Raw genomic sequence first — 21,309 nt, 5'->3', positions numbered from 1 at the left:
CGAGGAGGCACCACCCGCATCGGGTGGTGCCTCCTCGACCCGTCGACAGGTTCGGGGCGCGACAGGCTCAGGGGCGGCCGCGCAGGACCGCCTGCTTCACCTCGGCGATCGCCTTGGTGACCTCGATGCCGCGCGGGCAAGCCTCGGTGCAGTTGAAGGTCGTGCGGCAGCGCCACACGCCCTCCTTGTCGTTCAGGATGTCCAGGCGCACGTCGGCGCCGTCATCGCGGGAGTCGAAGATGAACCGGTGCGCGTTGACGATCGCGGCGGGACCGAAGTATTGCCCGTCCGTCCAGAACACGGGGCAGGACGACGTGCAGGCGGCGCACAGGATGCACTTCGTGGTGTCGTCGAAGATCGCCCGGTCGGCGATCGACTGCACGCGCTCCTTGCCCTTGGGCGGCTCGGAGGTGGCCAGCAGGAACGGCTTCACCTCGCGGTATGACGCGAAGAACGGCTCCATGTCGACGACGAGATCCTTCTCGAGCGGCAGACCCTTGATCGCCTCGACGTAGATCGGCTTGGAGATGTCCAGGTCCTTGATCAGCGTCTTGCAGGCGAGCCGGTTGCGGCCGTTGATGCGCATCGCATCGGATCCGCAGACGCCGTGCGCGCAGGAGCGGCGGAAGGTGAGGGATCCGTCGACCTCCCACTTGATCTTGTGCAGCGCGTCGAGCACGCGGTCGGTGGCGTACAGCTCCACGTCGTAGTCCACCCAGTGCGGTTCGGCGTCCACCTCCGGGTCGAATCGGCGGATGTTGAACGTCACCAGGAACGACTGCACCCCGGTGTCGTCGGCGGCCTGCAGATCGGCGACGGCGTTCGGGTCGACAAGAGCGGTGGACATCAGTACTTCCTCTCCAACGGCGGGTAGTTCAACTCGCCCTGCTCGTTCTTCGTGAAGACGACCGGCTTCCAGTCCAGCTTGATGTGGTCGGCGGGGGTCGAGGAGTGCGGGTCACCGGTCAGGTAGGCCATGGTGTGCTTCATGTAGTTCTCGTCGTCGCGCTTCGGGAAGTCGTCGCGCATGTGACCGCCGCGGCTCTCCTCGCGGTTCTGTGCGGCGTAGACGACGACCTCGGCGATGTCGAGCAGGAAGCCGAGCTCGACGGCTTCGAGCAGATCGGTGTTGAACCGGCTGCCCTTGTCGTCGACGTGCACGTTCTTGTAGCGCTCGCGGAGTTCGGCGATCACGCCGAGCACGTGCTCCAGCGACTCGTGCGTCCGGAACACCTGGGCGCCCTTGTCCATCTCGTCCTGCAGCTTCTTGCGCAGCACGGCGATCCGCTCGGTCCCCGCGTTGTTGCGCAGGCCTTCGAGCATCGTCTTGACGGCGGCCTCCGGGTTCTCGGGGAGGGGCTGGAACTCGGCCGTCTGCACGTAGGCGACGGCGTTGCGGCCGCTGCGCTTGCCGAACACGTTGATGTCCAGCAGCGAGTTGGTGCCGAGGCGGTTGGCGCCGTGCACCGAGACGCACGCGCACTCGCCCGCGGCGTACAGGCCAGGGACGATGGTGTCGTTGTCGGCGAGCACCTCGCCGTTGTTGTTCGTCGGGATCCCGCCCATCGCGTAGTGCGCGGTCGGCATCACGGGCACCGGCTCGACGACCGGGTCGACGCCCAGATAGGTGCGTGCGAACTCCGTGATGTCGGGAAGCTTGGTCTCCAGCACCTCGGCGCCGAGGTGCGTGCAGTCCAGCAGCACGTAGTCCTTGTGCGGGCCTGCGCCACGGCCCTCCGCGACCTCCTGCACCATGCAGCGGGCGACGATGTCGCGCGGGGCGAGATCCTTGATCGTGGGGGCGTACCGCTCCATGAACCGCTCGCCGGACGCGTTGCGCAGGATCGCGCCCTCGCCGCGGGCGCCTTCGGTGAGCAGGATCCCGAGGCCGGCGAGGCCGGTCGGGTGGAACTGGAAGAACTCCAGGTCCTCCAGCGGCAGGCCCTTGCGCCAGACGATGCCGACGCCGTCACCGGTGAGGGTGTGCGCGTTCGAGGTGGTCTTGAAGATCTTGCCGAAGCCGCCGGTCGCGAAGATGACGGCCTTGGCGTGGAACACGTGCAGCTCGCCCGTGGCGAGGTCGTAGGCGACGACGCCGGCGACGCCGGTCTTTCCCGCCTTGTCCTGCACGGTGATCAGGTCGAGCACGTAGAACTCGTTGAAGAAGTTGATGCCGAGCTTGACGCAGTTCTGGAACAGCGTCTGCAGGATCATGTGACCGGTGCGGTCGGCCGCGTAGCACGCGCGGCGGACGGGGGTCTTGCCGTGCTCGGCCGTGTGCCCGCCGAAGCGGCGCTGGTCGATCTTGCCCTCGGGTGTGCGGTTGAACGGAAGGCCCATGTTCTCGAGGTCGATGACCGCGTCGATGGCCTCCTTGGCGAGGATCTCCGCCGCGTCCTGGTCGACGAGGTAGTCGCCGCCCTTGACGGTGTCGAAGGTGTGCCACTCCCAGCTGTCCTCTTCGACGTTCGCGAGCGCCGCAGCCATGCCGCCCTGCGCTGCGCCGGTGTGGGAGCGCGTGGGGTAGAGCTTCGAGATCACTGCGGTCTTCGCGCCGGGGCCGGCCTCGATCGCCGCGCGCATCCCCGCGCCGCCGGCGCCGACGATGACGATGTCGAACTGATGGTGGTGCACGCCGTTCTTGACGACGGAATCCTGGGTCTCAGTGGTCACTGGATCTGCCTATCTGTCTGCGTTTGTGTCGCCGGAGCGGGTCAGCTGCCGGGGTGGCAGGTCGCCCACATCGCGCCGTCCTGGAACACGCCGTTGCACGGGTCGAAGGTGAACACGACCAGGGTGCCGAGCAGGATCAGGAGCGCGGCGGCGAGGCCGATCACGACGACCAGCGTCTTGCGGATGCCCTGGTGGCCGACGTAGTCGTTGACGACCGTGCGCATGCCGTTCGCGCCGTGGATGAGTGCGAGCCACAGCATCAGCACGTCCCACCACTGCCAGAACGGGGTGGCGTACTTGCCGGCGACGAACGCGAAGTCGAGCGCGTGGATGCCCTCGCCGAGCATCAGGTTCACGAAGAGGTGACCGAAGATCAGCACGACGAGCACGACGCCCGAGACGCGCATGTAGATCCAGCCCCACTTCTCCATGTTGACGCCCTTGCGGCGGCGGGGGGCTGCCAGGTGCTGCGTGGTGAACACGTCGGCGGACATCAGTGCGAACCCCCTACGGCGGAGAAGACATTCATCAGATGGCGCGGCACGAACCCGGCGAGCAGCACGAGCCACAGGCCCAGCACGATCCAGAACATCTGACGCTGGTAGCGCGCGCCCTTCGACCAGGCGTCGATCAGGATGATCCGCAGGCCGTTCAGCGCGTGGAACACGATCGCGGCGACCAGGATCGTCTCGCCGACGCCCATGATCGGGTTCTTGTAGGTGCCGAGGACGGCGTTGTACGCCTCGGGGGACACCCGGATGAGCGACGTGTCGAGCACGTGCACCAGAAGGAAGAAGAAGATCGCGATTCCGGTGATGCGATGCAGAACCCAGGACCACATGCCTTCGCGGCCCCGGTACAGGGTGCCGCGTGGCGTCTTGGAGGTGGTCTCTGAAATCGAAGGCGTCAAGCGAGTGCTTGCGGACACAGTCGTCCTCCCTGATCTAAGCGGCGGATCGCGGCGCTCAGGCGTCCGATCCCTGCAATCCTATTCCTGTCGAAACGCTGGGAGCGACGAAGGGCACCCTTAGCGTCGATGCGCATCTGCGATCGGGTCCATGCGCAGATGCGATCGTGTCGCGGCGCCCGCGATCGTCGGATCGCATCGATACGCTGGGGCCATGCGCGAACCGATCAGGGACTTCTACGCCGTCATCCCGGCCGGCGGCATCGGGAGCCGGCTCTGGCCGCTGTCCAGGGCCGACGCGCCCAAGTTCCTGCACGACCTGACCGGATCCGGCCAGTCCCTGCTGCGCGACACCTGGGATCGGCTCACGCCGCTCACGGGCCCCGACCGGATCGCCGTGGTCACCGGCCGGGCGCACCGGGCCGCGGTCGAGCAGCAGCTGCCCGGCATCCCCGACAAGAACATGATCCTCGAGTCCGAGCCGAGGGAGTCCGCAGCGGCGATCGGTCTTGCGGCCGCGATCCTGCACCGCCGGGATCCGGACGTCATCATCGGATCCTTCAGCGCCGACCATGTCATCCGCGGCACCAGGGTGTTCGAGTTCGCCGTGCGCGACGCCGTGGAGGTCGCCCGCCAGGGCTACATCGTCACGATCGGGATCACCCCCACCGAGCCCGCGGTCGGATTCGGCTACATCAAGCAGGGCGCCGAGCTCGAGATCGAGGGCGCCCGCGAGGCCGCCCTGGTCGAACGGTTCGTGGAGAAGCCCGATCTCGCCACCGCGAAGAGCTACGTCGCCGATCGCAGCTACCTGTGGAACGCGGGCATGTTCATCGCCAAGGCGGACGTGCTGCTCGCCGAGCTCGCGCTGCACCAGCCGGCCCTGCACGCGGGGCTCATGGAACTCGCCGAGGCGTGGGACGACCGGGATCGCCGCGGTCCCGCCGTGGACCGGATCTGGCCCGCGCTGCCGAAGATCGCGATCGACTACGCGGTCGCCGAACCCGCCGCCGAGCGCGGGCGCCTCGCGGTCGTGCCTGGCCACTTCGACTGGGACGACGTGGGCGACTTCGCCTCTCTCGCCAAGCTGGTCCTGAACGGCCGCAAGAACGACCTCGCGGTGCTGGGCAAGTCGGCCCGGGTGCTGTCGGACGCGGCGAGCGGCATCCTGGTCAGCCAGACGTCGCGGGTGATCAGCCTCGTCGGGGTGCAGGACATCGTCGTCGTGGACACCCCTGACGCGCTGCTCGTGACCACGACCGAGCACGCGCAGCGCGTGAAGGGCGTGGTCGAGTCGCTGAAGCTCACAGGTCTCGGCGACGTGCTCTGAGCCCCGCAGGAACGCCGCCGCGATCGCTCCGAAAGAGGGTGTGCGCGAAGTACCGTGCTCATGTGAGCACAAACGAGCGCACATGATCTCATGTTTGTAACCATTGACGGGTACGACGCGGACGAGGATGCCCGATCTTCGCCTTCGTCGGTAACTTTCAAGTAACCCGCGATGGCCGCGGGTGCGTGTTCTGGAGGCCCCGAGTGACCATCTCCCTCACCAAGAAGTTGATCGGCGCGACCGTCGCTGCCGGTGTCATCGTCGCCCTCGCAGGCTGTGGCTCCGCTCCGGCGCCCGCGAGCTCGACCAACGCGAAGCCCGCTGACGCGAACTTCAAGCCCTGCCTCGTCTCCGACAGCGGCGGGTTCAACGACAAGTCCTTCAACGAGTCCGCCAAGATCGGCATGGACAAGGCGGGCACGGCCCTCGGCGTGAAGCCGATCGAGGTCGAATCCAAGTCGGACAACGATTACAAGAGCAACATCGACACGCTCGTCACGGGTGGCTGCACCCTGATCATCGGCGTCGGCTTCAAGCTCGATGCCGCCATCGCCGACGCGGCGATCGCGAACCCGAAGCTCCACTTCGGCATCATCGACTCGATGGCAGACCCGAAGAACACCGGCAAGCCGGCGTCCACGAACATCAAGCCGATCCTGTTCGACACCGCTCAGGCGGCCTACCTCGGCGGATACGCCGCGGCGGCCTGGTCGGCGCAGGCCGGCGGCAACAAGGTCGGCACGTTCGGCGGTCTGCAGATCCCGCCGGTGACGATCTTCATGGACGGCTTCGTCGACGGCGTGAAGAAGTACGACGAGGACAAGGGCGCCAAGGTCGAGTCCTTCGGCTGGGACGCGGCCACGCAGAAGGGCTCCTTCACCGGCGCCTTCGCCGCGAACGACACCGCCAAGCAGACCGCGCAGGGCATCCTCGACCAGGGTGTCGACGTGATCCTCCCGGTCGGCGGCCCGATCTACCTCTCCGCGAGCGCTGCGCTCAAGGACGGCGGCAAGAAGACGGTCATGATGGGCGTCGACTCCGACCTCGCGGTCGCCGACCCGTCCGTCGCCGACCAGATCCTGGTCTCGATCATGAAGCGCATCGATTCGGCCGTGTACGACACGGTGACGAGCACCGCCAAGGGCTCGTTCGACCCGACGCCGTACGTGGGCACGCTCGAGAACAAGGGTGTGGGCCTGTCTTCCTTCCACGCCTTCGAGAGCAAGCTCCCGAAGGGCCTCACCGACGAGCTGACGGCGCTGCAGGACAAGATCATCAAGGGCGACATCAAGGTCGTCTCGCCCAGCTCACCGAAGTAATCACCACCTGACGCGGGACGTTCCGATCCGCCGTCGTCGCCCCACCGGCGACGTCGGCGAGATCGGGCGTCCCGCGCTCTTTCTTGCGCCCGTCGCATCCGGATAAGGTCACAATCATGAAGCTCGAGCTGCGTGGCATCACCAAACGCTTCGGATCCCTCGTCGCCAACGACCACATCGACGTGGTCGTGGAGTCCGGGGAGATCCACGCCCTGCTGGGCGAGAACGGGGCAGGCAAGTCCACCCTGATGAACGTCCTGTACGGCCTGTACCAGGCCGACGAGGGCGAGATCCTCCTCGACGACGTGCCGCAGCACTTCCGCGGGCCCGGCGACGCGATGGCGGCCGGCATCGGCATGGTGCATCAGCACTTCATGCTCATCCCGGTGTTCACCGTCGCCGAGAACGTCATGCTCGGCCACGAGCAGTCCAAGGCGCTCGGCGTGCTCGACATCGGAGCGGCCCGCGAGCATGTGCGCGCGGTCGCGGCCCGCTTCGGGTTCGAGGTCGACCCTGACGCGATCGTCGGCGACCTGCCGGTCGGCGTGCAGCAGCGCGTGGAGATCATCAAGGCGCTCTCCCGCGACGCCAAGGTGCTCGTGTTCGACGAGCCGACGGCCGTGCTCACGCCGCAGGAGACGGACGAGCTGATGGGCATCATGGGCCAGCTGCGCGACGAGGGCACCGCCATCGTGTTCATCACGCACAAACTGCGCGAGGTGCGCGCGATCGCCGATCGGATCACGGTGATCCGGCTCGGCAAGGTCGTCGGCGAGGCCGATCCGCAGTCCTCCAACACCGAGCTCGCCTCGATGATGGTCGGCCGCCCCGTCGAGCTCACCGTGCACAAGGGTCCGCCCAAGATCGGGGAGGGCGGCCTGGTCGTGAAGAACCTCCGGGTCGTCGCCGCGGACGGCGTCGTCGTCGTCGACGACGTGGCCTTCGACGTGCGGCCGGGCGAGGTGCTCGCCATCGCGGGCGTGCAGGGCAACGGCCAGACCGAGCTCGCCGAGGCGATCATGGGGCTCGACCCGCGCACCAGCGGATCGATCAGGCTCGACGGCGAGGAGCTCGTCGGCCGCAGCGTCAACCAGGTGCTCGCCGCCGGCGTCGGCTTCGTGCCGGAGGATCGCAGCGAGGATGGCCTGGTCGGCGGGTTCTCGGTCGCCGAGAACCTCATGCTGGATCGCTCCGATGACCCGTTCTTCGCGCGGTTCGGCACGATCCAGCGGCGCGTGCTCGACGCGTTCGCGAAGGAGCGCATCGTGGAGTTCGACATCCGCACGCAGAGCCCCGGCCAGCCGGCGACGTCGCTGTCCGGCGGCAACCAGCAGAAGGTCGTGATCGCGCGCGAACTGACGCGCGAACTGAAGCTGCTGCTCGCCTCGCAGCCCACCCGCGGCGTCGATGTGGGCTCGATCGAGTTCATCCACAAGCGGATCGTGGCGACCCGCGACTCCGGGATCCCCGTGGTCGTGGTGTCGACCGAGCTGGACGAGGTCGTCGCCCTCGCCGACCGGATCGCCGTCATGTTCCGCGGCCGGATCGTCGGCATCGTGCCCGCGACCACCCCTCGTGACGTGCTCGGCCTGATGATGGCCGGCGAGAACCCTACGGAGGAAGCCGCATGAGCACCGAATCCGAACCGCAGGCGCCCGCGCCGGACGTGCCGGAGTCGCCTGCCGCGCAGGCGCCGGCCGGGCCGCCGATGACGCGCAACATCCAGGAGATCCCGGTCTCGAACCGGGTGCTGCACGACATCCTGCGCGGCAGCGCCGTGAACACGGTCCTCGCCGTGCTGCTCGCCCTGATCGTCGGCGGCGTGCTGATCGCGCTCACCAACGCCGAGGTGCAGGCGGCCGCCGGATACTTCTTCGCGCGGCCGCTGGACACCCTCGCCGCCGTGTGGGCGGCGGTCGCGGGCGGCTACGGCGCGCTGTTCAGCGGGTCGATCATCAACTTCTCGGCTCCGGACTTCGCCACGGCGATCAAGCCGCTGGGCAACACGATCGGCTTCGCGGTTCCGCTGATCGCCGCGGGACTCGGCATCGCCGTGGCCTTCCGCGTCGGGCTGTTCAACATCGGCGCCCGAGGGCAGATGCTGATCGCCTGTGCGGCGGCCGCCCTGGTCACCTTCCAGCTGAACCTGCCCGCTCTGATCCAGGTGCCGCTGACGCTCATCGTGGGTATCGCGGCCGGTGCGCTGTGGGGTGGACTCGTCGGGCTGCTCAAGGCACGCACGGGCGCGCACGAGGTGATCCTGACGATCATGCTCAACTACGTGGCGTTCTATCTCATCTCGTGGATGGTGCGGGTCCCCGAGCTGCTGCAGAAGCCGGGCCAGATCCAGCCGATCAGCCGCCCGACGCCCGTGAACGGGCAGCTGCCGAAGCTTCCGGGGCTGGACCAGCTGGACTGGGGCTTCGTGATCGTGATCGTCGCCACGCTGTTCGTGTGGTGGCTGGTGGAGCGCTCGAGCCTCGGGTTCCGCATGCGCGCGGTGGGCGAGAACCCGCACGCCGCACGCGCCGCCGGCATCAGCGTGCCGCGCGTCTACATCTACGCGATGCTGTTCTCCGGGGGACTGGCCGGCATGGCCGGCATGTTCCAGATCCAGAGCACCATCACCAGCGGCTTCGACGGCAACATCGACGCCGGCATCGGCTTCACGGCGATCACCGTTGCTCTGCTCGGGCGCAGCCGGGCCTGGGGAACGTTCTGGGCCGGTCTGCTGTTCGGCGCGCTGAAAGCCGGATCCTTCCCGATGCAGGCGCTGCAGTCGATCCCGGTCGACATCGTGCTGGTCGTGCAGTCGCTGATCGTGCTGTTCATCGCGGCGCCGCCGCTGATCCGCACCATCTTCTTCCTGCCGAAGACCGATTCAGAGCGCTCCGCCCGATCGCGCGCCCGCGCGGCACGCCGGGCCGAGCGGCATATCGATCCCTCCGATTCGAAGGCGGCGGCCGCATGAGCACCTCCCTGACGTCCGCTCCGGCGGCAGCAGAGCAGACCATCGTCAAGACCCGTGCGCTGAAGACCCCGATCACGCTGCTGGCGATCGCGGTGCTGCTCGGGTTGCTGTTCCTGCTGGCCCCGCGCTACGGCACCACCACGTATCGCCTCGCGGACGCCGGGGCGGCGATCCGCCTCGGCGATGTCGCCGTGCCGGCCGGGCCGATCGTCTGGATCACGTGGGCGATCGCGCTCGTGCTGGCGGGCCTCGCCTTCGCCGCGGCCATGCAGTACCGCCGGATCGGGCTGTGGCTGCCGATCGTGTATGCCGTGCTCGGCATGACCGCATTCCTCACCTGGGCCGGCGCCGGCGCGGCCGGAGCGATCACGCTCGTCGGCCTGCTCGGCGGATCCGTGTCGCTCGCCGTGCCGCTCGTGTTCGGTGCGCTGGGCGGTGTCATCGGCGAGCGCGTGGGCGTGGTCAACGTCGCGATCGAGGGCCAGTTCCTGCTCGGCGCGTTCACCGCGACGATCCTGTCCTCGGTGACGCACAGCCCGTTCGTCGGCCTCATCGGCGCGATGCTGGGCGGCGTGATCGTGGCCTTCGTGCTGGCGGCCTTCGCCATCAAGTACATCGTCGACCAGGTCATCGTCGGCGTCGTGCTGAACGTGTTCGTCTCCGGTCTCACGGGCTTCCTGTACGGCGCGGTGCTGGCCCCGAACGGCCAGACGCTGAACAGCCCCGTGCGCTTCTCGCTCATCAAGATCCCGATCCTCGGCGACATCCCGGTGATCGGCCCGGCGCTGTTCAACCAGACCTTCCTCGTGTATCTGATGTACGTCATCGTGGCGCTCGTGGCATGGGGTCTGTACCGCACGCGCTGGGGCCTGCGGCTGCGCGCCGTCGGCGAGCACCCCCAGGCCGCCGACACGGTGGGCATCAAGGTCAACCCCACCCGGTTCTGGAACGTGCTGCTGGCCGGCGCGATCGCCGGCATGGGCGGGGCCTACTTCACCCTGGTCTCGGTGCCGCAGTTCACCAAGGACATGACCGCCGGTCTCGGATTCATCGCCCTCGCGGCGGTCATCTTCGGACGCTGGGATCCGGTGCGCGCCGCGCTCGCGGCGCTGCTGTTCGGGTTCGCGACGAACCTGCAGAACCTGCTGTCGGTCCTGAAGACGCCGATCCCCAGCGAGTTCATGCTGATGCTGCCGTACGTGGTCACGATCCTCGCGGTCGTCGGGTTCGTCGGCCAGATCCGCGGACCCGCCGCCTCCGGCAAGCCCTACATCAAGTCCTAGGAGGACGTTTCATGGACATCGACTGGGACGAGCTGCGCCAGGTCGCGAACGACGCGCAGCGCAAGGCCTACGCGCCGTACTCGCACTACCGGGTGGGGGCGGCGGCGCTCGTCGACGACGGCCGGATCGTGGCCGGCTGCAACGTCGAGAACGCCTCGTACGGCGTCACCCTCTGCGCCGAGTGCGCCCTGGTCGGCGACTTGCACATGTCCGGCGGCGGGCGCCTGATCGCGTTCGTCTGCGTGAACGGCGACGGCGAGACGATCATGCCGTGCGGCCGCTGCCGGCAGCTGCTCGTCGAGCACGCGTCGCCCGGCATGCTGCTCGAGACGGTGTCCGGCATCAGGACGATCGACGAAGTGCTGCCCGACGCGTTCGGGCCGAAAGATCTGGAGACCGCGCGATGAGCATCGAACCCTTCGACGCCGTCGACGTCATCCACGCGAAGCGCGACGGCGGCATCGTGCCGGAGCCGGCACTGCGCTGGATGATCGACGCCTACACCCGCGGCTACGTCACGGATCCGCAGATGGCCTCGTTCGCGATGGCGATCTTCCAGCGCGGGATGGAGCGCTCCGAGATCCGCGTGCTCACCGACGCCATGATCTCCTCGGGTGAGCGGATGAGCTTCGCAGCCCTCGGCAAGAAGACCGTGGACAAGCACTCCACCGGCGGCGTCGGCGACAAGATCACGCTACCGCTCGCCCCGCTGGTCGCCTGCTTCGGCGTCTCGGTGCCGCAGCTGTCGGGACGCGGCCTCGGCCACACCGGCGGCACGCTCGACAAGCTGGAGTCGATTCCGGGCTGGCGCGCGGCGCTGAGCAACGAGGAGATCTTCGCGCAGCTCAAGAGCGACGTCGGGGCGGTGATCTGCGCGGCCGGATCCGGTCTCGCGCCCGCCGACAAGAAGCTCTATGCCCTCCGCGATGTGACCGGCACGGTCGAGGCGATCCCGCTGATCGCGTCGAGCATCATGTCCAAGAAGATCGCCGAGGGCACCGACGCCCTCGTGCTGGACGTGAAGTTCGGATCCGGCGCCTTCATGCACGACATCGACCGGGCGCGCGAGCTGGCGCGCACGATGGTCGAACTGGGCACCGACTCCGGCGTCTCCACGACCGCGCTGCTCACCGACATGAACGTGCCGCTGGGCCTGGCCATCGGCAACGCGAACGAGGTGCGCGAGTCGGTCGAGGTGCTCGCCGGCGGAGGCCCCGCAGACGTCCGCGAGCTCACCCTCGCCCTGGCCCGGGAGATGCTCGCGCTGAGCGGTCAGCCCGACGCCGACGTGGAGCGGGCACTGGACGACGGCCGGGCCATGGACTCGTGGAAGGCCATGATCCGCGCGCAGGACGGCGACCCCGATGCGGCGCTGCCGACGGCCGCGGAGACGCACACCGTCACCGCGCCGTCCGACGGGTTCATCATCCGCATGGACGCGCTGCCGTTCGGCATCGGCGCCTGGCGTCTCGGCGCCGGCCGTGCCCGCGCCCAGGACGCCGTCGTGTTCGCGGCCGGCATCGACCTGCACGTGAAACCGGGCGATGCCGTGCGCGCCGGAGACCCCGTGTTCACCCTCTCCGCGGACGACGCCGCCCGGTTCGAACGGGCGCTGGACGCCGTCGAAGGGGCGTGGGAGATCGGCGCGGAGCGGATCGAGCGCTCGTCCCTCGTGCGCGAGCGGATCACCGCTTAGGCTGGTCGCGGGCCCCGTGCCCGCGTCCGGTTCCTCTCGGAACATCCCGTACGATTTCTGATCGATCGACCGCTGAGGAAGGATCCGTCATGCCCATCGACGCGAACGGCGACCTGGACGTGGAGGGCATGTCCCTGCGCGGACTGCCCAAGGTCTCCCTGCACGACCACCTCGACGGGGGAGTGCGCCCCGCCACGATCATCGAACTCGCCGACGCGAGCGGGATCGAGCTGCCGCACACCGACGCCACGGCGCTGGCGCTGTGGTTCCGCACCCAGGCGAGTGCCGGATCCCTCATCGACTACCTGAAGACCTTCGACGTCTCGCTCTCGGTCATGCAGACCGCCGACAACCTGCGCCGGATCTCGCGCGAGTTCGTCGAAGATCTGGTCCGTGACGGGGTGGTCTACGGCGAGGTGCGCTGGGCGCCCGAGCTGCACGTCTCAGCGGGGCTCAGCCTGGCGCAGGCGGTCGACGCCGTGCAGGGCGGCATCGACGAGGCCGAGGACGCGGCGGAGCGCAGCGGGAAGAGCATCCGCGTCGGCCAGCTGCTGTCGGCGATGCGCCAGACCGACCGGGTCCGCGAGATCGCCGAGCTCGCGGTCTCCTACCGTGGCCGCGGCGTCGTCGGCTTCGACACCGCCGGACCCGAGGCCGGATATCCCTCATCGCGCTACCGCGACACCTTCGAGTACCTGGCCGGGCAGATGTTCCCGACGACCGTGCACGCGGGCGAGGCCGCGGGACCGGACTCGATCCGCTCCGCCTTGATCGACGGGCGGGCGCTGCGCCTCGGGCACGGTGTGCGGATCGCGGAGGACCTCGAGATCGTGAACCGCGACGGCGAAGAGGTGCAGGTGCGTTTCGGCGACCTCGCCCGCTGGGTGCGCGACCGCGAGATCCCGCTCGAGCTCTCGCCGTCCTCGAACCTGCAGACCGGTGCGATCGCGGCATGGGGCACGGAGTTCGCCGATCACCCGTTCGACCTGCTCTACCAGCTCGGCTTCGCGGTCACCGTAAACGTCGACAACCGCACCATGAGCGCCACCTCGCTGACGCGGGAGATGGCCCTGCTGGTCGACTCCTTCGGCTACGACCTGGAAGACCTCGAGGCGTTCCAGTTCAACGCCGCGGCCGGCGCCTTCCTCCCGGTAGAGGAGCGTGAGGAGCTCGTCGAGATGATCGCCGAGGGCTTCGATGAGTGAACGCTCCGGTAAGGAGCCGAGCAGCGCCTGGCCACCGCTTCTGCTCGCGATCGTGCTCGAGGTGAGCGCGACGCTCAGCCTGCGTGCGGTGTCGACCGGCGGATCCTGGTGGTGGCTGATCGTCGTCGTGATCGGCTATGGCGGATCGTTCTGGCTGCTGGGGGTGGTGCTCACCCGCGGCATGCCGGTCGGCGTCGCCTACGGCATCTGGTCCGCGATCGGGGTCGCGCTGACCGCGCTGGCGGCCGCGGCGCTGTTCGCCGAGGCGCTGAGCGCGCTGTCGCTCGTCGGTCTCGGCGTGATCATCGCCGGTGTGCTGCTCGCCGAACTCGGCACGCGTCACGCCCGCCAGGATCGGGGCCGCGCGTCGTGACCTGGTTGCTGCTGCTCGGAGCGATCGCCGCCGAGGTGACCGCGACGCTCTCGCTGCGGGCGTCGGAGGGCTTCCGACGGCGTCGGCACCTCCCGGCGATCGTGGTCGGCTACCTCGTCTCGTACGTGCTGCTCGGCGCGGTGCTCGCGCTCGGGATGCCGGTGGGCATCGCCTACGCGGTCTGGGCCGCGCTGGGCGTCGCAGCGACCGCCGTGCTGGGACGGATCCTGTTCCGCGACCGGATCTCCGGCATGACCGCGCTCGGGCTCGCCGTGATCGTCGGGGGAGTGATCCTGGTCGAAGCCGGTCAGGGGTAGACATCCGGCAGGCCGAAGTGCCGGCTAACCCACCCGGACGACGTCCGGGTGGGTGCGGATGTACTCCTCGAACGCCTGTGCCGTGCTCAGCGCCGGCGTGTAGCCGAAGTCCTCCTTGAGGCGCCGGTTGCGCAGCACGGGACGGTAGCGCAGGAACCGGATCTTCTCCGGACCGTGCTCGGTCAGGCGCAGCAGGCTGCCGATCGCGAGGGCGATCGCCAGCACAGGGGCGGGAACGGTCAGGAGTCGCTTGCCCAGCCGGCGGGCGATCTCCGGCACGCTCATCGCGCCGTCGCCGGCGACGTTGTAGATGCCGGCCGGTCCCGTGCCCACCGCGGCGCGCACCATCGCCGCGGCCACATCGTCGACCCAGACGAACACGAAGGGGGAGTCGGATCCGGCGATGTGCAGGATCCGCTGCGCGTCCCACAGCGCCGTGATCTGGTTGTGCACGGTGGGGCCGAGGATCGTGCCGATCCGGAAGATGACCTGCTCCAGGTCGGGATGCGCGAACCGGGCGGCGGCGAGCATCTCCTCGATGAGGCGCTTGTGCCGGGAGTAGGGGAACTCGTCGTTGCCGCGCAGCGCATCCGTCTCGTCGATCCAGTCCGGGTTGTCCGGGTGGTAGCCGTAGGCGGCTCCCGAGCTCGACACGACGAGCCGGCGCACGCCCGCCTCGACGCACGCGGCGAGGACGTTCGCGGAGCCCTGCACGTCGACGCGGAACTCGTGCGGCACATCGCGGCCGGGGTTGACGATCGCGGCGAGGTGCACGACCGTGTCGATGCGGTGAGCCTGCAGCACCTCGGGCAGGCCGTCCGGATCGGTCACGTCCACCCGGATCGACACGACGCCCGGCACCTCGGAGTCGCGGAGGTCGCCGCACACGACCAGGTCGACATCGGGGTGGTCGGCGAGCAGCGCGGTGACCCGCGTGCCGAGGAATCCGGCGCCGCCGGTGACCAGGATGCGCCTCATCGGGTCTGGGCCGCCGGCGTCGCGGGACCGGAGGCGTTGCCCGAGATCGAACCGGTGCGGCGCTTCGTGTGCATGCCCCAGAGCGTAGCGAGTGCGAGGCCGGCCACGATGTCCCACACGCCCCACCAGCCGGCGACGACGGCCATGCCGCCCAGCCCCCCGAAGAACGTGAACACCAGCCCGAGCCCGAGTCCGGCATTGCGGATGCCGACCTCGAAGGTCATCGCCTTGCGCTCGCGGGTGGCGAGCCCGCCGAGCACCGCGGTGCTGTAGCCGATCGCGAGCGAGACGGCGTCGTGGATCGCGACGACGAGCAGCACGGCGCCGATCACGCTGAGGAAGACGGCCCAGTTGCCCGCGAGCGCGCCCACGATGAAGCCCACCAGCGCGAGCAGGCCGAACCAGCGCACGACGGGCTGCACGCGCGCCGCCAGGCGCGGCAGGCGCGCTCGCAGCAGCAGCCCGATCACGAATGGGACGCCCACGATGAGCAGGATCTCCAGCAGCATCTGCCAGGGGTTCAGCGCCACGTCGTGCAGCAGCAGCCGCGCCGTCGGATGGATCGAGCCCCAGAACGCGATGCTCAACGGCATCGCGACGATGTACAGCAGGTTGCCGACGGCGGTCATCGACACCGACAGGGCGACGTTTCCCCCGGAGCGGTGTGTCAGCACCTGGGAGATGTTGCCGGGCGGGCAGCACGCGACGAGGATCATGCCGAGCGCCATGGACGGGGTCACCGGCAGGATCAGGGTCAGGCCGAAGGTGACCGCCGGCAGCACCAGCAGCTGCGCCAGGATCGCCACCACGAACGGCTTCGGGTGGGTGAGCACCACGCGGAAGTCCTTCGGGGACGTGTCCAGCGCGATCCCGAGCATGATGAGGGCGAGCACGATGTTCAGGATCATCAGCGTGCCCGGCGTGAAGTGCACCGTGACCTGATCCACGTTCATGCGACCGGATCCTTCACCGGGGCCAGGAGGCCCTCCCGCTCGGTGCGCACGGCCCGGCGGTAGGCGTCCTTGTTCACGTAATGGGCCATCCGTGCCAGGGCCAGATAGCGGTACCCGCCGGTGAGGTCGGGCCAGACCCGCTCGCCGACGCGTGCGCGGAACCGCTCGGCGCGGGCCGGATCCTGCTCCGCGGCGGCGAGGTACGTCGCGATCAGCTCCGCCTGCTCGTAGCGGCCCTGCCAGCCGATGCCGCTCGCCTCGATCATGCCCATCAGGTAGAGCCCGTTGAACGACGGCGGGAACACGTTCAGGAACACCCGCGGCGAGGCGCCCTGCCAGTTCAGGTGCTCGCGGTCGACGAACGGGTAGTCGAGCCTGTAGCCGGTGGCGAGCAGGATCAGGTCGTATTCGCCTGACGAGCCATCGGCGAAATGCACCGTGTCGCCGTCGAAGCGGCCGATGTCCGCACGCACCCGCAGGTCGCCCTGGCCCAGGTGGTTCAGCACCAGCGTGTTCACGATCGGGTGGGTCTCGTAGATGCGGTAGTCGGGCTTCGGGAACCCGAATCGCACGGGGTCGCCGGTGAACGCGCGCAGCACCCTCGAGTCGATCGCCTGCTTGATCCGCGCGGGCAGCGGACGGCCCTGGTTCAGGGTGTCGCTGGGACGGCCGAACAGGTAGCGCGGCACGAAGTAGTAGCCGCGGCGCACGCTCATGTCGACGCTCGTCGCGTGGTGCACGGCGTCGACCGCGATGTCGCAGCCCGAGTTGCCGGCGCCGATGATGAGCACGCGCTTCCCGGCGAGCTGAGCCGGATCCTTGTATGCGCTGGTGTGCATGATCTCGCCGGTGAACTCGCCCGCGAAGGAAGGGACCTGCGGTTCGGCGAGCGTGCCGTTCGCGAGGATCACGCCGTCGTGGCGTTCGACGATGCGGTCGGCGCCCGTGGAGGCGCGGAGGATCCAGCCGTCGCCGTCACGCTCCAGCCGCTCGACGTGCGTGCCGAACCGGAACCGTTCGCGCAGGCGGAACGTGTCGGCGTAATCGTCGAAATAACGCTTCAGCACGCGGTGGCCGGGATAGTCGACGTCGCTGTCCATCGGGAACTCGGTGAACTCGGTGGTCGTGCGCGAGGAGATCAGGTGCGCCGAGGAGTACATGGTGCTGCGCGGGTTCGTGATGTCCCAGAGGCCGCCGACGTCGTGCGAGGCCTCGTAACCCGTCGCCAGGATGCCGGCCTTCTGCAGGGCCCGCATCACGGCGAGGCCGGACGGGCCCGCCCCGATGACGGCATATGACTTCGTCGTCATGCTCTCCTCCACCGGCGCGGCTCGGGTCGACGCGCGCAGTGCCCCGATCCTATCCCTCGGCTGAGAACGGCGAGGGACCCGGATCAGCGCCGCTTCGCGAGTCGCGCGTCGAGGCCGTTGCGCACCGCCGGCCACTCGTGCGGCAGGATCGAATACACCACGGTGTCGCGCAGCGCGCCGTCGGCCATGATGCGGTGGTTGCGCAGGATCCCGTCGAGCTTGGCACCCAGTCGCTCGATGGCCGCGCGGGACTGGCGGTTGTGGAAATGCGTGCAGAACTGCACCCGGATCGCGTCGCACTCCTCGAAGGCGTGTCCGAGCAGCAGGCGCTTCGCCGCCGGGTTCACCGCGGTGCCGTGGACTTCGGGGGAGAGCCAGGTGTAGCCGATCTCGACCACCCGGTTCGGCTGGTCGATGGCGCAGTAGGTCGTCATCCCGACCGCACGCCCGGTGCGGAGATCTCGGATCGCGAACGGATTCATCCAGCCCTGCGCGTGCAGGCCCCGGCGCCGGGCGATCTCCGCGGGAACGCCCTCGGCGTCCGGGACCGACGTGTACCAGCGGTCCTCCAGCCCGGCGGTCGCCGCCGCGAGATCGTCCGCGTGCTCGGGGCCGAGCGGCTCCAGCCGCACGAACTCGTTCTGCAGGGTGACGGGTGTGGCGAAGTCCATGCAGCGAGCGTATCGGGGCGGAAGGCCGGCCCCGACACGCTCGACGATCAGAGCGCGGCCTGCCGCGCTGCCACGGCCTCGCGCACGGCGCCGAACAGCGGGTGCTCGGATCCGAGTCCGGTCACCTCGGCGGTGAACGCGTCCGCGTCCAGGGTGCGCAGCAGCTCCTGCAGACGCACGGACTCCTCGTCCTCGGGGACGTCGAAGGCCAGTGCCGCGCCGATCGCGGCGACCAGCGCCGTCGTGCTCAGTCCTCGTTCGGCCGCCTCGGCCGCCGGTCCGATGAACCGCTCGTGCCGGGACAGCTTGCGCAGCGGCTGGCGGCCCACCCGGCGCACCGTGTCCGGCAGCAGGGGGTTGCGGAACCGATCCAGGATCTTCGCGCGGTACTGCGCGAGCTCCGCGGGATCCAGGCCGTGCACGGCGGACAGCACGCTCGACGTCTCCTGCAGCGCCGCCTCGACCGCCGCGGCGGTGGCCGGATCCTGCAGCGCCTCCGCGATCGTGGTCGCGCCCGCGCGCTCGCCGAAGTACGCCGTCGCCGCGTGCCCGGTGTTGACCGTGAACAGCTTGCGCTCGATGTAGGGGCCGAGGTCCGCCACGAAGTGCGCGCCGGGGATGTGCGGCAGGTTCCCGCCGAACGGTCCGCTCTCGATCGCCCACTCGAAGTACGGCTCGACCGTGACGTCCACGCCCTGCCCCGGCGCCTGCGCGGGCACGATCCGGTCGACGGCCGTGTTCGCGAACACCGCGCGCCGCAGGAGTTCCGGAGCGTCCTCGCCTGCGGCGGCGGCGACCTCGGCGCGCAGCAGATCGGTCGCCCCGATCGCGTTCTCGCAGGCCATGATCTGCACCGGCGCGCGCCCGGCGTCGCGGAGCCGGAGCCCTGCCACGATCGTCGGCGCCACGAACCGCAGCACGGTCGGGCCGACCGCCGTGGTGACGACATCGGCGGAGGCGACGGCGGCCGCAGCAGCGTCCGGGTCCGTGCGGCTGTCGACCGCGCGGAACCCGGTCACGACGTGGTCGACGCCGCCGGGCCCCGCCTCGTGCACGGTGTACTCCGGGGCCGCGTTGATGGCGTCGACGAGGTCGGACGCCACGTCCGAGAACACCAGCTCATAGCCGGCCTCGTGCAGCAGCAGACCGACGAAACCCCGGCCGATGTTGCCGGCCCCGAAGTGCACCGCGACGGACATCAGCCGTTCACCGCCGACAGCTCGGCGAACAGTTCCTCGGCGGTGGCGAGCGCGGAGAGCCGGGCGACGTCGTCCTCCTCGGAGAAGGTGATCGCGATCTGCGACAGGATCTCCAGGTGCTCGTCGCCGCGGCCGGCGATGCCGATCACGAACGTCACCGGATCCCCCGCCCAGTCCACGCCGCCGTCGTAGCGCACCACGCTCAGCGCCGAGGCGAGGATCTCATCCTTCGCCTCGTTGGTCCCGTGCGGGATCGCGAGGCCGTTGCCCATGTACGTCGACACGGTCTGCTCGCGCTGGCGCATCGCGGCGAGGTAGGCGCCGGTCACGGCGCCCGCCGCGACCAGGAGGCCGGCCGCCTCCGCCAGCGCCTCCTCCTGCGTGGCGGAGCCGGGGTGGATGCGGACGCGGTCCGCGGTCAGAATGCTCATCTCAGGTTGTTCCTCTCTCGTTCGAGGGCCGGTCAGGCGCCGTCGCCGTGCTGGCGGCGCACCATCTCGACGACCTCGTCGTATCGCGGCGAGTTCATGAAGTTGTCCACCGAGACGTGGATCGCGTCGCCGTTGCGGGCCTTGGCGCGGTCGGTGAGCTGCTGCTGCGTGATGATCAGGTCTTCGGTGCCGTCGAGGTTTGCGATCGCCTTGTTGGTGACGTCGACGCCCTCCAGGCCCGCCTTCTTGATCTTGTTGCGCAGCACGCTCGCACCCATCGCGGAGGAGCCCATCCCGGCGTCGCAGGCGAACACGATCCGGTCGATGCGGTGCTCGGTGGCGACGGGGGCCTCGGCCGGCGCGGCAGCGACCGCCGACGCGGAGGAGGCGCGCAGCGCATCCATCGCGGCGGACGAGCGGCCCTTGTTGGCCTCGGTCTGCGCGATCGCGGCGCCGAATGTGTCGGCAGCGGCCAGGTCGCGCCTGCGGGAGGCCCGCAGGATGACGCCGGCGATCAGGAACGTGACGACCGCGGCGAGCACCACGGACAGGTACACGATCAGCAGGTTGCCGAACCCGCCCGCGGCGGGGCTGAGGGCGGCCGCGGTCACGGCGATGATGCTGCCGGGCGCCGCTGGGAATGCCAGGCCGCCACCGAGGACCATGTTCGTGGTGACGCCGGTCGCGCCTCCCGCCATCAGGGCGAGGATCGTCATCGGCTTGCTCAGCGCGTACGGGAAGTAGATCTCGTGGATGCCGCCGAAGAACTGGATGATGATCGCGCCCGGAGCCGAAGCTTTCGCCTCGCCGATGCCGAAGAACGTGAAGGCGAGCAGCAGGCCCAGGCCCGGTCCGGGGTTCGCCTCGATCAGGAACAGGATCGACTTGCCGACGTGCGAGGCCTGCTCGATGCCGAGCGGGGTGAACACGCCGTGGTTGATCGCGTTGTTCAGGAAGAGCACCTTGGCGGGCTCCACGATCACCGAGACGATCGGCAGCAGGTGGATCGACACCAGCCAGGCGACCACGGTGCCGAGCACGGCGCTGATTCCGAGCATGATCGGACCGAACCCGAAGAAGCCGACGATCGCGAGCAGCATCCCGAGGATCCCGGCGGAGAAGTTGTTGACCAGCATCTCGAAGCCGGGGCGGATCTTGCCGTCCCAGATCCGGTCCATCCACTTGGTGACCAGGCCCGCGAGCGGTCCCATGATCATCGCACCGAGGAACATCGGGATGTCGGTGCCGACGATCACGCCCATCGTGGCGATGCTCGCCACGACGCCGCCGCGTTCGCCGTAGACCATCCGCCCGCCGGTGTTCGCGATCAGCAGCGGCAGCAGGTACGTCACCATCGGGCCGACGAGGCCCACGTACTGCAGGAAGGTGGTGGTGCCGTCCGGCCCCTTGGCGAGTGCGGTCATCGCGCCGTGCCAGCCGAGGGTGTCGGCGTTGCCGAATCCGCCGAGCAGGTCGGCCACGGGGTGCCACATGCCGAGCCAGCCCACCGAGATGAAGAGCATCGTGATGAAGCCCCAGGCGATGAACGCGGCGATGTTGGGCATGATCATGCCGGACAGGAACGTGCCGAAGCGCTGGACGCCGATGCGGGCCCTGTTCACTCCGGTCGGGGACGGTGACGTCGTTGTCATGGTGTGTTTCTCCTGATTCGGTTCTGAGCGGCCAGGGGAGG

Annotated in this window: 21 protein-coding genes; 10 read left to right on the top strand and 11 right to left on the bottom strand. The window is 69.2% G+C overall.

Going from position 1 to position 21,309, the window contains the following annotated elements:
• Positions 1-67: 67 nt before the first annotated feature.
• From ABD882_RS00440 to sdhC, 4 genes are read right to left on the bottom strand one after another with little or no spacing between them, the layout of a single operon-like run.
• Positions 68-847, bottom strand: coding sequence for a succinate dehydrogenase iron-sulfur subunit (locus ABD882_RS00440; RefSeq protein WP_345183237.1), 780 nt, complete (start codon positions 845-847; stop codon positions 68-70).
• Positions 847-2,673 carry a succinate dehydrogenase flavoprotein subunit gene (sdhA, locus tag ABD882_RS00435; RefSeq protein ID WP_345183236.1) on the bottom strand — a complete coding sequence of 609 codons (1,827 nt, stop codon included), beginning with the start codon at positions 2,671-2,673 and terminating at the stop codon, positions 847-849. The genes ABD882_RS00440 and sdhA overlap by 1 nt, the downstream gene beginning before the upstream one ends.
• A 41-nt stretch (positions 2,674-2,714) precedes the next feature.
• Positions 2,715-3,167 carry a succinate dehydrogenase hydrophobic membrane anchor subunit gene (locus tag ABD882_RS00430; protein WP_345183234.1) on the bottom strand — a complete coding sequence of 151 codons (453 nt, stop codon included), beginning with the start codon at positions 3,165-3,167 and terminating at the stop codon, positions 2,715-2,717.
• Positions 3,167-3,601: a succinate dehydrogenase, cytochrome b556 subunit gene (gene sdhC, locus ABD882_RS00425; protein ID WP_345183233.1), complete on the bottom strand. Its 435-nt coding sequence runs from the start codon at positions 3,599-3,601 to the stop codon at positions 3,167-3,169. Before sdhC ends, ABD882_RS00430 begins: the two co-directional genes overlap by 1 nt.
• Before the next feature lie 193 nt (positions 3,602-3,794).
• Between sdhC and ABD882_RS00420 the strand changes: the two genes are divergently transcribed.
• The 10 genes from ABD882_RS00420 to ABD882_RS00375 all read left to right on the top strand — a co-directional run bounded on the left by ABD882_RS00420 (position 3,795) and on the right by ABD882_RS00375 (position 14,074).
• Positions 3,795-4,910: a mannose-1-phosphate guanylyltransferase gene (locus ABD882_RS00420; protein ID WP_345183231.1), complete on the top strand. Its 1,116-nt coding sequence runs from the start codon at positions 3,795-3,797 to the stop codon at positions 4,908-4,910.
• Between the two features lie 203 nt (positions 4,911-5,113).
• Entirely contained in the window at positions 5,114-6,229 is a 1,116-nt protein-coding gene (locus tag ABD882_RS00415) for a BMP family lipoprotein (RefSeq protein WP_345183229.1), read from the top strand.
• A 116-nt stretch (positions 6,230-6,345) separates the two neighbouring features.
• Positions 6,346-7,860 (top strand): ABC transporter ATP-binding protein, encoded by a 1,515-nt coding sequence (locus ABD882_RS00410; RefSeq protein ID WP_345183227.1) that lies wholly within the window; start codon positions 6,346-6,348, stop codon positions 7,858-7,860.
• Positions 7,857-9,200: an ABC transporter permease gene (locus ABD882_RS00405; protein ID WP_425563305.1), complete on the top strand. Its 1,344-nt coding sequence runs from the start codon at positions 7,857-7,859 to the stop codon at positions 9,198-9,200. The genes ABD882_RS00410 and ABD882_RS00405 overlap by 4 nt, the downstream gene beginning before the upstream one ends.
• Complete coding sequence (locus tag ABD882_RS00400) at positions 9,197-10,483, top strand: ABC transporter permease (RefSeq protein ID WP_345183225.1); 1,287 nt, start codon at positions 9,197-9,199, stop codon at positions 10,481-10,483. The genes ABD882_RS00405 and ABD882_RS00400 overlap by 4 nt, the downstream gene beginning before the upstream one ends.
• 11 nt (positions 10,484-10,494) lie before the next feature.
• The gene (locus tag ABD882_RS00395) at positions 10,495-10,890 is read left to right on the top strand and encodes a cytidine deaminase (RefSeq protein ID WP_345183223.1); all 396 of its coding nucleotides are present in this window, start codon (positions 10,495-10,497) and stop codon (positions 10,888-10,890) included.
• Positions 10,887-12,179, top strand: a complete 1,293-nt coding sequence (locus ABD882_RS00390; RefSeq protein ID WP_345183221.1) for a thymidine phosphorylase — start codon at positions 10,887-10,889, stop codon at positions 12,177-12,179. The genes ABD882_RS00395 and ABD882_RS00390 overlap by 4 nt, the downstream gene beginning before the upstream one ends.
• 89 nt (positions 12,180-12,268) lie before the next feature.
• Positions 12,269-13,384 (top strand): adenosine deaminase, encoded by a 1,116-nt coding sequence (locus ABD882_RS00385; RefSeq protein WP_345183220.1) that lies wholly within the window; start codon positions 12,269-12,271, stop codon positions 13,382-13,384.
• A complete protein-coding gene (locus tag ABD882_RS00380) occupies positions 13,377-13,757 on the top strand; it encodes a DMT family transporter (protein ID WP_345183218.1) in 381 nt (126 codons plus the stop codon). Before ABD882_RS00385 ends, ABD882_RS00380 begins: the two co-directional genes overlap by 8 nt.
• On the top strand, positions 13,754-14,074 hold the full coding sequence (locus ABD882_RS00375) for a DMT family transporter (RefSeq protein WP_345183216.1): 321 nt from the start codon (positions 13,754-13,756) through the stop codon (positions 14,072-14,074). Before ABD882_RS00380 ends, ABD882_RS00375 begins: the two co-directional genes overlap by 4 nt.
• A gap of 24 nt (positions 14,075-14,098) precedes the next feature.
• Here the strand turns inward: ABD882_RS00375 and ABD882_RS00370 are convergent, their stop codons facing one another.
• The 7 genes from ABD882_RS00370 to ABD882_RS00340 form a co-directional block, all read right to left on the bottom strand.
• Positions 14,099-15,052, bottom strand: coding sequence for an SDR family oxidoreductase (locus tag ABD882_RS00370; RefSeq protein WP_345183214.1), 954 nt, complete (start codon positions 15,050-15,052; stop codon positions 14,099-14,101).
• On the bottom strand, positions 15,049-16,005 hold the full coding sequence (locus ABD882_RS00365; protein WP_345183212.1) for a bile acid:sodium symporter family protein: 957 nt from the start codon (positions 16,003-16,005) through the stop codon (positions 15,049-15,051). Before ABD882_RS00365 ends, ABD882_RS00370 begins: the two co-directional genes overlap by 4 nt.
• Positions 16,002-17,315: a flavin-containing monooxygenase gene (locus ABD882_RS00360; protein WP_345183208.1), complete on the bottom strand. Its 1,314-nt coding sequence runs from the start codon at positions 17,313-17,315 to the stop codon at positions 16,002-16,004. The genes ABD882_RS00365 and ABD882_RS00360 overlap by 4 nt, the downstream gene beginning before the upstream one ends.
• 83 nt (positions 17,316-17,398) lie before the next feature.
• On the bottom strand, positions 17,399-17,986 hold the full coding sequence (locus tag ABD882_RS00355; RefSeq protein ID WP_345183206.1) for a GNAT family N-acetyltransferase: 588 nt from the start codon (positions 17,984-17,986) through the stop codon (positions 17,399-17,401).
• Positions 17,987-18,033: 47 nt separating this feature from the next.
• Positions 18,034-19,185: a mannitol-1-phosphate 5-dehydrogenase gene (locus ABD882_RS00350; protein WP_345183204.1), complete on the bottom strand. Its 1,152-nt coding sequence runs from the start codon at positions 19,183-19,185 to the stop codon at positions 18,034-18,036.
• Complete coding sequence (locus tag ABD882_RS00345) at positions 19,185-19,616, bottom strand: PTS mannitol transporter subunit IIA (RefSeq protein ID WP_345183202.1); 432 nt, start codon at positions 19,614-19,616, stop codon at positions 19,185-19,187. The genes ABD882_RS00350 and ABD882_RS00345 overlap by 1 nt, the downstream gene beginning before the upstream one ends.
• Positions 19,617-19,648: 32 nt before the next feature.
• Entirely contained in the window at positions 19,649-21,268 is a 1,620-nt protein-coding gene (locus ABD882_RS00340) for a PTS mannitol transporter subunit IIBC (RefSeq protein ID WP_345183200.1), read from the bottom strand.
• Positions 21,269-21,309: the final 41 nt, after the last annotated feature.

This window comes from Microbacterium panaciterrae (genome assembly GCF_039541635.1).
GTDB classification, from domain to species: Bacteria; Actinomycetota; Actinomycetes; order Actinomycetales; family Microbacteriaceae; genus Microbacterium; species Microbacterium panaciterrae.
This window is presented reverse-complemented; position numbering and strand designations above follow the sequence as displayed.